Origin of the sequence: Streptomyces sp. HUAS ZL42, assembly GCF_040782645.1 — a bacterium.
Taxonomy (GTDB): Bacteria; Actinomycetota; Actinomycetes; order Streptomycetales; family Streptomycetaceae; genus Streptomyces.
On record NZ_CP160403.1, the window covers coordinates 6509898 to 6522805 of the forward strand.

At 69.4% G+C, this 12908-nt stretch carries 11 protein-coding genes and 1 pseudogene; 7 read left to right on the forward strand and 5 right to left on the reverse strand.

What is annotated here, in order from left to right:
* Positions 1-96: 96 nt before the first annotated feature.
* On the reverse strand, positions 97-1020 hold the full coding sequence (locus ABZO29_RS29750; protein ID WP_367323239.1) for a transposase: 924 nt from the start codon (positions 1018-1020) through the stop codon (positions 97-99).
* 141 nt (positions 1021-1161) lie between these two features.
* Between ABZO29_RS29750 and ABZO29_RS29755 the strand changes: the two genes are divergently transcribed.
* The 3 genes from ABZO29_RS29755 to ABZO29_RS29765 are packed head-to-tail and all read left to right on the forward strand — an operon-like array spanning position 1162 to position 3669.
* Positions 1162-1836, forward strand: a complete 675-nt coding sequence (locus ABZO29_RS29755) for a hypothetical protein (RefSeq protein ID WP_367323240.1) — start codon at positions 1162-1164, stop codon at positions 1834-1836.
* A gap of 28 nt (positions 1837-1864) precedes the next feature.
* Positions 1865-2560: a response regulator gene (locus tag ABZO29_RS29760; RefSeq protein WP_367323241.1), complete on the forward strand. Its 696-nt coding sequence runs from the start codon at positions 1865-1867 to the stop codon at positions 2558-2560.
* The gene (locus tag ABZO29_RS29765) at positions 2557-3669 is read left to right on the forward strand and encodes a sensor histidine kinase (RefSeq protein WP_367323242.1); all 1113 of its coding nucleotides are present in this window, start codon (positions 2557-2559) and stop codon (positions 3667-3669) included. The genes ABZO29_RS29760 and ABZO29_RS29765 overlap by 4 nt, the downstream gene beginning before the upstream one ends.
* Before the next feature lie 234 nt (positions 3670-3903).
* On the opposite strand, the gene ABZO29_RS29770 is transcribed toward ABZO29_RS29765, so the two are convergent.
* Complete coding sequence (locus ABZO29_RS29770) at positions 3904-4266, reverse strand: hypothetical protein (protein ID WP_367323243.1); 363 nt, start codon at positions 4264-4266, stop codon at positions 3904-3906.
* Between the two features lie 101 nt (positions 4267-4367).
* Positions 4368-6155, reverse strand: a complete 1788-nt coding sequence (locus tag ABZO29_RS29775) for an ABC transporter ATP-binding protein (RefSeq protein WP_367323244.1) — start codon at positions 6153-6155, stop codon at positions 4368-4370.
* A 443-nt stretch (positions 6156-6598) separates the two neighbouring features.
* Here ABZO29_RS29775 and ABZO29_RS29780 point away from each other — a divergent pair, with 443 nt between their 5' ends.
* Positions 6599-7759 (forward strand): DUF418 domain-containing protein, encoded by a 1161-nt coding sequence (locus ABZO29_RS29780; protein WP_367323245.1) that lies wholly within the window; start codon positions 6599-6601, stop codon positions 7757-7759.
* A gap of 252 nt (positions 7760-8011) precedes the next feature.
* Positions 8012-8113, forward strand: a pseudogene (locus ABZO29_RS29785) (ATP-binding protein); the annotation flags it as partial.
* Between the two features lie 158 nt (positions 8114-8271).
* Here ABZO29_RS29785 and ABZO29_RS29790 read toward each other — a convergent pair.
* Together ABZO29_RS29790 and ABZO29_RS29795 are read right to left on the reverse strand one after the other, a co-directional pair.
* On the reverse strand, positions 8272-9717 hold the full coding sequence (locus tag ABZO29_RS29790) for a family 43 glycosylhydrolase (protein ID WP_367323246.1): 1446 nt from the start codon (positions 9715-9717) through the stop codon (positions 8272-8274).
* Between the two features lie 23 nt (positions 9718-9740).
* Positions 9741-10100: a hypothetical protein gene (locus ABZO29_RS29795; RefSeq protein ID WP_367323247.1), complete on the reverse strand. Its 360-nt coding sequence runs from the start codon at positions 10098-10100 to the stop codon at positions 9741-9743.
* Between the two features lie 65 nt (positions 10101-10165).
* On the opposite strand from ABZO29_RS29795, the gene ABZO29_RS29800 reads away from it, so the two are divergent.
* Together ABZO29_RS29800 and ABZO29_RS29805 are read left to right on the forward strand one after the other, a co-directional pair.
* Complete coding sequence (locus ABZO29_RS29800) at positions 10166-10711, forward strand: transposase (RefSeq protein WP_367326288.1); 546 nt, start codon at positions 10166-10168, stop codon at positions 10709-10711.
* Positions 10712-11249: 538 nt separating this feature from the next.
* Positions 11250-12677 (forward strand): glycoside hydrolase family 43 protein, encoded by a 1428-nt coding sequence (locus ABZO29_RS29805; protein ID WP_367323248.1) that lies wholly within the window; start codon positions 11250-11252, stop codon positions 12675-12677.
* Positions 12678-12908 lie beyond the last annotated feature (231 nt).

A 12908-nucleotide genomic window follows, 5' to 3' on the forward strand; every position in this document is an offset into this window, starting at 1 on the left:
CGCATCATTGAAACCGTCTCGCAGGCGACTCGGTTGGCGTGCATCCACCGGTTGATCAGTGCAGGGCTCGGGGACGGTCCTCTTCGCCCGGTTTGATCATGGGATGCCGTGGAGGGCCAGGACTCCCTCGGGTCGACGGTGGGCGCTGGCGGTGTTGACCCGGCCGGCCCGCTGGAAAGTGGCGCGGGCCAGGTCGCGCAGGGCGGTCATGACAGCGGGAGTGCGGTGGCGGCGGACCTGGCTGGCGTCCTCGGCGAACGTGACGTCCTTGGTCCAATGGACGGTGTTCTCGATGATCCAGCGTCCGCGTGCCCAGGCCGCGATCTCGGCGGCGTCGGCCTGGTGGGCGGCCAGGTCGGTGAAGACGTAGACCATTTCGGTCTGCCCCTTCCCGCGTCCAGGCGACGGCGCTTGCGGTGGATGCCTACGACCTGGCGGGCGTGAGTGAACAGCAGCCCGTCGACGAAGACGACCTTGACCGCGCGGACCTCCTCTCGGCCGTGTCCGCGGGTGCAGGAGCGGTCGAGGACGGGGCTCTGCTTCCCAGGGCAGCGTCGTCAACTGGCCTGCGAGCGTGGGCTGGTTGTTCTTCATCGACAGCAGGTAGTGGGCGTGGCGTTGCTCGACGACGTAGCGGGCGTTGTCCCTCTGGGCCGCAGTGCGTCCACGGTGATCGCGGCGGTGAGGTCTGCCTGGTCGCTGGTCGAGCAGCGGGGCGAATTGAACCGCTCCTGGATCGGTGGAGGCTCTATGCGTCCACGTCAGCCGCCGGTTGGAGCTGGGTTTGAGCGTTGTGGTTGGTCTCGTGCTCGTGGGGCGGGATGTATCCGATCGCGGTGTGGAGGTTCTGGTTGTTGAACCAGTCGACCCATTCCGGGGCGCACGGCCTGCCGGAGAGGCCGGGCACCTGCCAGAACGCGGCCCATGTCTGTGTACTGGTGTCCCACGTCCGGGCTGTTGTATAACCGGGCCCCTTTGTACGGATCGGGAAATGGGGAGCTGGACATGATGGCAGTGCATCCTGCGCGACGGGCGGTCCTGGCTGCCGTGATGCCTGTTGTCGCGGCGTTGAGCGGGTGCGGCAGCGACAGGGGAGCAGAGGGTCCGGGCACGAGCGCCGGATCGACGGACCGTCCGGCCTCTCCCGATCCTGCTCGGCCCGTGGTGCCGGCTGACTTCCTTGAGCGGGCCCGGCAGGCCATGGCGGCCGAGAAGGGACGGACCTTCGCCGTGACGGGCAGGGAGTCGCTCGCGATGCCGGGGCGGACGAGCGGCGCGTCCTACACATCCATGGTGCGGCGGACGAGCGATCCGGAAGCCCTCCACTCGACGGGGACCATCGTCAGCAATGGGACGAGCAGACGCGAAGAGGTCTTCTTGGTACAGGGCACGGGCTACGTCCGTGAGGGGGAGTCAGGCGCCGAGTGGAAGACAGGGCCAGTATCCGACCCGGACATTGCACCCAAGGTGGAGGACCCCCTGGACGCCCTGGAGGCGTTCGAGACGTACACGGAGGAAGGAGCCGAGGTCGAGGTCGTCCAGGCCGATGGCGAGATCAGGCTGCACGTCCACATCCCCTCCGGCCGGTTGTCCGACCGCCGGCACCAGCCCGCCCTCGCGAAAGCGGCGCGCGAGCTCCAGCCGACCCTGGACCAGCTGCGCGAGGCGGGGCTCACCGCGAGCGAGCGTGAGATCGTGCTGAACCGGCTGGACGAGGTCCTGGTCCTGGACTCCGCCACCTTCTGGCTGCCGTGTCCCTGCCGACTGGTGGGTGCTACCCCGCCGTGTGGCTGGAGCTGCCACTCGCCGGGCCGCAAGAGCTCTTCGCGGCTTTAGGGTCGAGTCGGCATGGGCCGGAGACGGCATGAACGAAGGTGAGGCGGAGCGGGTGATCCGGGTAGTGGTGGTCGACGACGAGGCACTGGTCCGCTCGGGCTTCGAACTCATTCTGGGCGCGTCCGAGGACATCGAGGTCGTCGCGACCGCGAGCGGCGGCCACGCGGTGGAGGCCGTCCGGCGGGAGCGGCCGGACGTGGTGCTGCTGGACATCCGGATGCCGGACGTCGACGGGCTCACCGTCCTGCGCGAGCTGCGGACGATGCCGGATCCGCCGGTGGTGGCGATGCTGACCACGTTCGACGCCGACGAGTACATCCTGACCGCGCTGAACTCCGGCGCGGCCGGCTTCCTGCTCAAGGACACGGAGCCGGAGCAGCTTGCCCACCTGGTGCGGACCCTGGTCGCGGGCGGTGTCGTGCTGTCGCCCAAGGCGTCGCGGACGCTGCTGCACAGCCACCCCGGCACCGAGACGGCCGTCGACGAGGAGGCTGCGCGGGTGCGGCTGCTCACCGCGCGGGAGCGCGACGTCCTCGTCCTGGTGGCGGAGGGGTTGTCGAACGCCGACATCGGGGCGCGCGTCCACCTGGGGGCGGGCACGGTCAAGGACCACGTCAGCGCGATCCTGGCGAAGCTGCGGGTGACGAGCCGGGTGCAGGCCGCGCTGCTGGCACAGCGGGCCGGGCTGCTCGACGAGCGCCCACGGTCGGAGGCCGGCCGATGAGCCGTGCACGTGCCATGTGGCAGCGGGTGCCCGCGCCGGTCATCGACATCGTTCTGGTGGCGGTGGCCGCCGTGGACGTACGAGTGGTGAGCATGTGGGAGCACACGCGTCTCGAGGTGGCGCTGGCCGCGGTCGGCTGCGTCGCGTTGGCGTTCCGGCGTAGGTTCCCGCTCGCGGTGTTCCTGCTCACCCTGCCCGTCGCGCTGATGCAGGATGTCGCCGTCGCTGTGCTCGTGGCGCTGTTCAGCCTGGCCGAACGCTCACGCAACCGCCGTCTCCTCGCGGTGTGCGTCGTCCTGGCCGCCGTCGCGAGCAGTACTCCGTGGCCCCTGGCCGCGGCGGACCGGGCCATGACCCTGGTCTTCTTCGTGTACGGCTTGGCAACCAGTGTCGCCCCGGTCCTGTTCGGCCAGCTTCTCCAGGCGCAACGGGACCTGGCGAGGCGGTTGGCCGAGATCGAGGAGGCCAGGGAGCACGAGCGCACTCTGCACGCCCAGGCCGTGCTCGCCCGTGAACGCGCCCAGCTGGCCCGCGAGATGCACGACGTGGTCTCCCACCAGGTGAGCCTGATCGCCGTGCGGGCCGGGGCGTTGCAGGTCGCCGCCAAGGACGTGGATGCCAAGGAGGCCGCCCGCACGATCCGTTCGCTGAGCGTCACGACCCTCGACGAGCTGCGCACCATGGTGACCCTGCTGCGTGCCTCCGGCGGCCACGCCACCGAGCTGACCCCGCAGCCCACCCTGGCCGACCTGCGCAAACTGGTGGAATCCAGCGGCACTCACACGGAGCTGACGGGTGAGTTGCCGCCCACCGTGGGCACACCCGCCCAACGCGCCCTCTACCGCACGGTCCAGGAGGCGCTCACCAACGTCCGCAAGCACGCCCCCGGCGCCAACGCCCGCGTCGAGCTGTGGAAGGACGGGGACGGTATCGGAGTGACCGTCACCAACACGCCTCCCACGCGCCCCTCCCTCTCCTTGCCCGGTTCGCAGCAGGGCTTGGTCGGTCTGCGCGAACGGGCCGAGATCCTGCACGGCACCCTGGAGGCGGGCCCGACCGCACAGGGCGGCTACCGGGTGCGGCTGAGGGTTCCCCTCAGCGCGGAGTGAAACGCTGTCTGTCGGCTTGCGGCTCACAAGACCCACGCGCGAGCCTCGGCCGGCAGTGGGCGCCGGCGCCCCTGGACCGTGCTCCGCCGACCTGCCCGCTCGTTCAGCTCCCTGTGGCTGACCGTGTCCGGTGCCGTGTAAGCCCGGTGAGGATCCCGGCACCAGGCTGACAGCCCTGATCGCCGCCTCACCCACGGACGGACGACGCGGAGCTTGACGTGACAGGTCGCCGCCTCACTTCAGCAGGGTGCTGTCCACGGCGACGGCCACTCCCAAGAGCGCGTCAGTACCGCCGATCCTGACGGCTCGTCGCCACGTACGGCCTGCGGCCCGGGAGGCGAGCAGGCCCCAGCCCAGCAGCACGACGGTGTTGATTCCGAAGGCGACGTACTCGATGCCTGTGGAGCGCCACCAGCCAAGGCCCGCCCCGTACAGCAGCAGTGTGGTGGGCAGCGCCGCCACTACCAGCGGCCATTCGGCGAGCACGGCACGCACCACACCCCGTACGCCGTCGTATACGCCGCCGAACAGCGTGGTCGGCTGGGCCAGCCAGTCCCATAGCCCACGTCTGCAACGGATGGCGGACTCGGTGCGCATAGGGGGCCTTTCGCGGTCTTGGTTTCCGTGGGTGCCGGTGCGTGGGGTTGTCCGGCCGGGACTGGGGCAGTGGACGACCGGACAACCCTGCGTGTGGTGGGTCATGGCACGGGGGCCAGGAGCTGGGTGGCCGCCAGCCGCGCGTACAGCCGGTCTTGGTCCACCAGTTCCTCATGGGTGCCCACGGCCCGGACCCGGCCGGCGTCCATGACGACGATCCGGTCGGCGCCAGTCACCGTCGACAGGCGGTGGGCCACCACCAGCACGGTGGTCTCCCGGGCCACGTCCGCGATGACGCCCCGCAGCGCGAGCTCGTTGACGGCGTCGAGTTGCGAGGTCGCCTCGTCCAACAGCAGCAACCGGGGCTTGCGCAGGACGGCGCGTGCGATGGCGACGCGCTGCCGCTCACCGCCCGACAGCTTCGAGCCGCGGTGGCCGACCGGGGTGTCCAGGCCGTGGGGCAGACGCTCGACGAGGGTGTCGAGTTTCGTGCGGGCCAGGACGTCGCGGAGGGCGTCGTCCGTCGCGCCGGGCGCCGCGAAGACCAGGTTCTCCCGAAGCGTGCCGGCCAGTACCGAGGCGTCCTGCTCCACGTACCCGATGGCGGACCGCAGCTCGCCCAGGGACCAGTCCCGTACGTCCTCGCCGTCCACCAGGACCCGGCCGCCGGTGACTTCGTAGAACCGCTCGATGAGCGCGAAGACCGTCGACTTGCCCGCGCCGGAAGGACCGACGAAGGCCGTCATGCCGGCACCGGGTACCTCGAAACTCACGTGCTGATGGATGTACGGCAGGCCCGGACGGTAGCGGAAGGACACGTCCTCGAAGCGGACCGACGCTGGACCCGGCGCGGCTGTCCCCTGCCGGGGCAGGGAGCCCGTCCGCCGAGCGGGCGATTCCGTCGAGAGGCGTTCCACGGCCGCGATGCGGGAGATCGCGGCCGCCCCCTCCTGATAGGAGGTCACGGCGTCGACCAGCTTGGACACCGGCTCGATCAGATAGAAGAGGTACAGCAGGAAGGCGATGAGGGTGGACACGGGGATCGCCCCGGACGCCACCCGCGCCCCGCCGACGGCGAGCACCGCGAGAAAGGCCAGCTGTACGGCGAGTTCGTCGGCCGAGCCGGCCACGGCCTCCCACTTCGCGCTCTTCACACCGTGCCGCCACGCCCGCCGCGCCGCCGCCTCCACCCGGGCGGTCTCCCGCTCCTCGGCCCCGGACGCCTTCACCGTGCGAAACGCCCCGAGAGACCGCTCCAATCCGACGGAGATCTCCCCGACCGCCTCCTGCGACCGCTCGGTGGCCCGCGCGATCCTGGGCATCACCATGGCCACGACCCCACCGACCAACACGACCACGCCGAGCGTCACACCCAGCAGCACGACATCCAGGTACGCCATCATCACGACCGCCGCCACGAAGGCCACCGCGCCGGTGGCCGCGGAGACGACCGCCTGGGTGCTGACCGCCCGCAGCAGTGTGGTGTCCGAGGTGACCCGGGACATCAGATCACCCGGCGGGATCCGCTCCCACTCCGAAAGCCGCAGTCGCATCAACCTTCCGACCAGGGTGCGCCGTGCGGCCAGGACCACCGACTCCGCCGTACGCTCCAGCACATACGCGCCGAACGCTTCGACCGCCGTGCCCAGCACCACCAGCACGGTGAGCGCGATCAGGATCCCGGCGATGGTCTCACCGGAGGCGAGCCGGTCCACCAGCACCTTCGTGGCCAGCGGCTGCAGCAGCCCCCCGGCGGCCCCGACCAGGGCGCACAGCAGACCGAGGGCGACCGCCCACCGGTGCGGCCGCACATACGCGCCCAGTGCCTTGACCGTCTCCCGGGCGGACAGGGACGTCTCATCCGTCGTCGGAGCGGATGCGGTTTTCACGAAGTCCCTTTCATCTGCAGTGTCGCGGCGTCACAACCCGGTACGCGGGCCGAAGTGCCGGGGCAGTCCTCGCGCTCCTTGTGTCCGCGCGGTCTGTCATGCCTTCAGCCTTCAAGCCCGGCCGCAACGCGCCCATCCGGCAACCGTCGGGTCCACCCCCGCCAAGTGGCTGAACTACACCGCCCGTCCGGTCGCACCGGACCGACCGGTCAGGACGAGACTCCGCCGGTCGGCAGGGCGGTACCCGCCGATCGGCGGGGGAGAGCCCGAAGACTGCCGGATGGTCCGCCCCCGGACGTCCACGCGAGGTTCTCCGTATGACACAGACACAGCCGCCGCAGGAGACACCGGCTCCGCAGGAGGCGTCAGCTCCGCAGGAGAACTCGCCTCCACCGCCCCGAACCTCCCCCGAATCAGCCGGGCCGGCCTCGCCCGGTCCCTCGATGGGACGCCTCGTCGGAGTGGACCTGGCCCGCGCCTTGGCGGTGTTCGGTATGTACGTCGTGCACATCGGCCCCCCGCTGTCCGCCACACACGGCGTCGCCAGCTGGATCCGGTACATGTCGGACGGTCACTCGTCGGTTCTGTTCGCCACCCTCGCCGGGTTCTCACTGATGCTGCTCGCCGGCCGCCGCGAGCCCAAGACCGGCCTGGCGGGCCGGCAGGCGAGGGCCCGCATCGCGATCCGCGCCGTGATCCTGCTGGCGCTGGGCACCGTGATGGCGATGGAGTACGGGGGAGTGATCATCCTCGGCTTCTACGGGGTCTACTTCCTCCTCGCCCTGCCCCTGGTGCGACTGAGCGCCAGGACCCTCGCGATCATCGCGGCCGCGTTCGCCCTCGTCACACCGCAGCTGGCGTTCGTCCTCACCTCGCTGCTGACCCCGTCGGTCCAGCAGAGCATCAACACCTACGACCCGCTCCGCCACCTCAGCGAGGTCGGCGTTCTCGATCTGCTGCTCACCGGCTTCTACCCGGCGCTCACCTGGATGTCGTTCGTGATCGCGGGCATGGCGCTGGGCCGCCTCGACCTCTCCTGCGGCACCATCCAGAAGCGCCTGGCCGCGCTCGGCGCCACTCTCACCGCGGCCGCCTACGGCATGTCCCTGCTGCTCGCCGGCAAGGGCGCGTTGCGGAGCCTCGCGGAAGACGGGCCGTCGTCCGGCGGCTCCGGGTCGATGCCCACCGGCAGCGGATCGATGCCCGCTGATGCAGGGTCGTTCCCCGACATGTCCGCGTCGTTTCTCCTGAAGGCCGGGCCGCACAGCGGCACCACGTTCGACATCATCGGCAGCGTCGGCGTCGCCATCCTGGTGGTCGTGGGCGCGACGGTGCTGCTGGACCGCCTGCCGCGACTGCGCCGCCTGGCCAAGCCGGTCATCGCCGTCGGCACCATGTCCCTGACCGCCTACGTCGGCCACTTCCTCGCACAGACCGCACTGTCCACACCCGCCGGAACCGGCACCCAGCAGTCCTGGCTGCCCCTGATCCTGTACGTCCTCGGAGCCATCCTGTTCGCCGCGATCTGGTCCCGCTTCTTCCGCCGCGGCCCCCTGGAGTACCTCCTCAACGCCGCCACCAAGCCGGCGAAGCACATCCGATGAGACCCGGGCCGGGGTGTGAACCTCCACACTCCACCCCGGCCCGGGCCGCTCATGGATCCAGCATCTGCCGCTGCTGCCCCAACGCCCATCCGGCCAGGTGGTGCTGGGGCAGCCTCCGAACAATCCGCACTCGAAGGACAGGACTCGCCGGGGCCGTCTATCGATCCTCACCGTGGCCGATTACAGGTCCTCGACGCCCGCCGACCTCATCGACGCCCGAGGGCACGGAGCCACCTATCGATCGAAGTCACAGCCTACGAGGGCCGCTCGGTGATCGTGGCCAGCAACCTCCCTCCCTCAGGCTTCGATTCGATCATGCCCAAGACACTGGCCACCGCCGCTGTCGACCGGCTCCGACGCGACAACCGGGGGAACCGACGGGACCACGGGGGACACGGGGTCACGACGGGGGACACGGGGGACAACGGGAGAAGCGGGACTGGAGGGCCCGGGGGGCGTCCAGTCCCGCTTTTGTCCGCTGCTGCGGCCTTCAGGGTCGCGTCCGGCCGGTCCTACTCCTTGTAGAAGGTGGCGTCCTGCCGGCCGAGCGTGGTGGTCACCGGCTGGGTGTAGAGCAGGTTGTTGTAGTGCCGGATGTACCGGCCGGGGAAGTTGTACGACTCGTACGACACGGCCGCGGGGTCGGCGAGACCGGCCCGCTCGTGGAACGAGGCGTCGTTGTCGAACAGGGTGGTGCCGTCGTCCTTCTCCACCCACACCTCGTTGTTCTTGTGGCGCAGGTAGTAGCCGGGGAAGTTGGCCGATTCGAGGGAGACGGTGTCGTTGCCGGCCAGGCCGGGGACGACGCGGAACTGCGAGTCGGCGAGGTTGGTGACGTTGGCCTCGGTCCTGGCCCGGAACTCCCAGTGCCGGATGAACCTGTCCGGGTAGTTGTACGAGGAGAAGCGGACGGGTGTGACCCCGTCGGCGACGGGGATGCCGAAGTTGGGGGTGCCGTCGGCGTTCCAGTAGATCTTCTGGTAGCGGGTGCGGCGGTTGGGGTCCTTGAGCGCGTCGCCGACGATGTCCTTGTAGTTGCGGTCGTGGTAGACGAGGATGTCCGACTTGCCGTCCTCGGAGACCGTGAAGGAGTTGTGGCCGGGGCCGTACTGGCTGGTCTTGTCGTTGCTCTTGAAGACCGGTGTGGGCGTCTTGCTCCAGGAGGCCGGGTTCATCAGGTCGGCGGTGGCGTCGGCGGTGAGCAGGCCGAGGCAGTAGTTGGCGTTGGTGGCGCTGGCCGAGTAGGTCATGAAGACCTTGCCGTTCTTCTCGAGGACGGCCGGGCCCTCGTTGACAGTGGCGTTGACCTTCTCCCAGGCGTACTCGGGCTTGGAGATCATCACCGGGCTGCCGCTGATGGTCCAGGGGTTGGACATCTTCGCCAGGTACAGGTTGGTGCCGTTGCCGACCGCCGGGTCGTTCTGCGCCCAGCTGAGGTAGCGGGTGCCGTTGTGGGTGAAGGTCGTGGCGTCCAGCGAGAAGGTGTCCAGGGGCAGGCTGATCCTGCCCTTCTCGGTCCAGGGGCCGGTGATCGGGTTGGCGGCGCTGGTCTCCAGGACGTAGGGGCGGATCCGCCAGATGTCGTTGGACCAGCCGGCCGTGAAGTAGATGTACCACTTGCCGTCGATGAAGTGGATCTCCGGGGCCCAGATGTGGGCGCCCATCTCACCGGTGGCGTGCTTGGTCCAGATCGTGGTCTCCGGGGCCGTGGCAAGGCCCTGGAGGGTGGTGGCCCGGCGCATCACGATCTTGTCGTAGGCGGGGACCGTGGCGGTGAAGTAGTAGAAGCCGTCGGTGTGCTTGAAGATGTGCGGGTCGGCCCGCTGCTCGGCTATCGGGTTGGTGAAGGTGACGGCGGGGGACGCGGGCGCGGCGGCCTGGGCGGGGGTGGTCACGGAGGTGAGCACGGCGAGCGCGGCCGCCGCGGCCACCAGAACCCGTCTGGCGAGGTGTCTCATGTTTGTGTTGCGGCCCTTCGGGATCAGACGGTCGTGGGGACGAGCTGCTCACGGCCGACAGTTGGTGCTGAGACGGCTCCACCGGCGTACGCCGGTGCCGGTCGCGTGCCGCGGTTGGCGACGTCCATGACCTTGCCGGTGGAGGCGTTGACGGTACGGGGGTATTCGCCGCCGAGATGGACCACGCCGAACCGCGTTCGAAACTGCGAACAATGTGCGGAACTGCGGACGAAACGTAAAGGCGGCTCAGGGACGCCGTCAATGGGTAGAACGAAACCAATGCCGGCCAGTCCGCCGCGGAAGCGTCCGAGGCCGTAGTCGGCCGGCTCGACGAAGATCCCGCCGCGCGGCTCCTTCTGGAGGTCCCCTTTCAGGGCATCCACCTGGCCGACGGCGGCGCGCTCTGCTGATCGATATGCTGCTCGACCACGGATAGCACACGCTCTGCATCCCCGGCCGAGTCCGCAGTCGCGCCTCCAAGGGCTACCGAGGTGAAGACAACACCGACGCCAAGGACGCCGCAGTCATCGCCGACCAGGCCCGCATCTGCCGGGACTTGCAACCCTTGCGGCCCGGTGATGAACCGGGCCCCGAGATCAAGGTCCGCACCGGTCATCGCCGCGACCTCGCCGACGACCCGCCGCTTGATCAACCGGCTCCACAATCACCTCACCAGCATCTTCCCCTCCCTGGGCCGGGCTCTGGACCTCAGGAACAACGGCCCGCTGATCCTGCTGACCGGCTACCAGACCCCAGCCGCCATCCGCGGGACCGGGGCTCGGAAGCTGGAGACCTGGCGCGGCTCCCGAGGCGGTCGGCAACCGACGTTCGACGAGGCCGACTACAAACAGCGGCATGCGGTCAATGCGGGATCAACCGGCTCAAGCGCCACCGGGCCGTGGCCGCGACGTACGACATGCTCGCCGTCTCCGCGCTGTCGCGCCCTTGTTCGCGTCCGGCTCGTGGGGGCTCGGGGGATGTCGTTCGCCGGTAGTCGCGGTCGGTCCTGTGCGGCGACGGGGCCCGTCGGTCGTGATCGGACGTGCCGCGTCGCGTCTCCCGGCGCGCGCCACGGCCAGGGGGCCGGGTGAGTGCCGGATCGTTCATTGGTACGTTCGATTAATCGGATGTGTCGGATGTATTGACGCGCTCTCTTTTCCGGATTTAGCCTCTGCCCGATTTCGCGAACAGTGTTCGATATAGCGTTCAACGTGCCTGATTGGACAGTGAGTTGGTCATGAAGGCTTCCGGCCGAAGCGCCGCCCACCTGAAACGCCTTCACGGGTGCTGAGAAGCACAGACACCCGGCCCGTGCCGCAACCGCCCCACCTGGGCGGACGTACGTGCTCGCGCGCCCTGACCCGCCGTCACCACGGCGCTCTGAGCGAAGTGGTGAAACACCGTCGTTCGGATCCCCCCTTCCGGCCCGCGCGGTGTCCGGGTCCTGTCCCGCCCACTCCGAGACCAAGTTCCCCCCGCCACCCCGCTCCCCCTTCGCCCGGCGGTGGCAGCCGCACCCGACAGGAGATCCGATGTCTGTGCTCCGCGCCCGGCTGACGGTGATGTTGCTCGCCGTCTGCCTCCTCTTCACGGGCCAAGCCCTCACCACACCCCAGCGGGCGGCCGCCGCCGACCCCGGCTACCTGATGGTGCACTTCACCGGCGACTCCGCGACCGGTCAGATGCTGTACCTCGCGCACAGCACGGACGGCCTGCACTGGAGTGACCTCAACGGCGGAGCGCCGGTCCTGAACTCCACAATCGGCACGAAGGGGGTGCGCGACCCCGCACTGGTGCGCTCTCCCGACGACAGCAAGTACTGGATCATCGCGACCGACCTGTGCGTCCGCTGCGGCTCGACGTACACCAACGGCAGCCCCAACTTCGTGGTGTGGGAGTCGACCGACCTGGTGACCTGGTCGAAGCCGTGGCTGCTCGGCGCCGCCGGACTGATCCCCGGCGGAAAGAACGCGTGGGCGCCGGAGGCGATCTTCAACCCCGAGACCAACGACTACGTCCTGTACTGGGCGACGAACGCCTCGGTGAACGGCATCTTCAAGTACCGCATCTACGCCGCCCGCACCAAGGACTTCCGCACCATCACCACCCCGCAGATCTGGATCGACCCGCCCGGCAGCACCCCGGTCGTCGACACCCAGATGACCGAGGTGCCCGCAGGCACCGGCCCCTACCGCTACCTGCGGGTCTCCGGCGACGGCCAGAACAACGTCGAGGGCAGCAACTCGATCCTCGGGACGTGGACCAACCTCGGCAACCTCTCCAGCATCGGCCTCACCGGCAACGTGGTCGAAGGCCCGGTCTGGATGAAGTTCAGGGACCGCGACGAGTGGGCCCTCTACATCGACTACAACAACCCCCAAGGCGTACGCGAGTACAGGCCGATCCTGACGACCAACCCGTTCGACGTCAGCACCTACCGGCCGCAGGATGCGACCAGCTACGACATGGGCGGCACCCCCAAGCGCCACGGCGCGATCATGACCCTCACGGCCGCCGAGGAGAGCCGCGTGCTCGCCCGCTGGCCCAACACCCCGGCGCAGCGGCTGCAGTCGTACAACTTCCAGGACCGGTACGTGCGCCAGATCGACTTCGACGTGCGCATCGACCCGAACGTCAGCCCCGTCGAGGACTCCCAGTTCCGGATCAGGCCCGGCCTGGCGGGCACCGGCACCGTCTCCTTCGAGTCGGTGAACTACCCCGGCTACTTCCTGCGCCACGCCAGGTACGACTTCCAGCTCGCCCTCAACGACGCCAGCAGCCAGTTCGCCGCGGACGCCACCTTCCGGAAGGCCGACGGCCTCGCCGACGCCACCTGGTCGTCGTTCCAGTCGTACAACTTCCCCGACCGCTACATCCGCCACTACGCCTACCAGCTGCGCCTCGACCCGATCACCACCGCGACAGCCCGCAGTGACGCCACCTTCCGTGTGACGAACTGACCCGCACCGACAGGGGTGCCGGCGCCTCCAGGTCGGCGCCGGCGCGGATGCGTCACCCCAATCCCCCACGTCCGCACGGCCCTCATGGCGGCACCAAGGCCTGGGACAACACAAGAGCGTGGGCCCAGGCACCAGTTGGCTCACCGCGGCTCCCTGGAGCTGACGAGGGATCGAACCTGTGGGCGGCTCCAGGCCGGGGTCGCCCACAGGTTCTGGATCCGCCCGCACCTT

What these genes read in the sequence shown, in the direction of transcription:
- ABZO29_RS29750 (WP_367323239.1), bottom strand. Translation starts at nt 1,020, where the DNA reads ATGCACTGCCATCATGTCCAGCTCCCCATTTCCCGATCCGTACAAAGG.
- ABZO29_RS29760 (WP_367323241.1), top strand. Translation starts at nt 1,865, where the DNA reads ATGAACGAAGGTGAGGCGGAGCGGGTGATCCGGGTAGTGGTGGTCGAC.
- ABZO29_RS29765 (WP_367323242.1), top strand. Translation starts at nt 2,557, where the DNA reads ATGAGCCGTGCACGTGCCATGTGGCAGCGGGTGCCCGCGCCGGTCATC.
- ABZO29_RS29770 (WP_367323243.1), bottom strand. Translation starts at nt 4,266, where the DNA reads ATGCGCACCGAGTCCGCCATCCGTTGCAGACGTGGGCTATGGGACTGG.
- ABZO29_RS29780 (WP_367323245.1), top strand. Translation starts at nt 6,599, where the DNA reads ATGGGACGCCTCGTCGGAGTGGACCTGGCCCGCGCCTTGGCGGTGTTC.
- ABZO29_RS29790 (WP_367323246.1), bottom strand. Translation starts at nt 9,717, where the DNA reads ATGAGACACCTCGCCAGACGGGTTCTGGTGGCCGCGGCGGCCGCGCTC.
- ABZO29_RS29805 (WP_367323248.1), top strand. Translation starts at nt 11,250, where the DNA reads ATGTCTGTGCTCCGCGCCCGGCTGACGGTGATGTTGCTCGCCGTCTGC.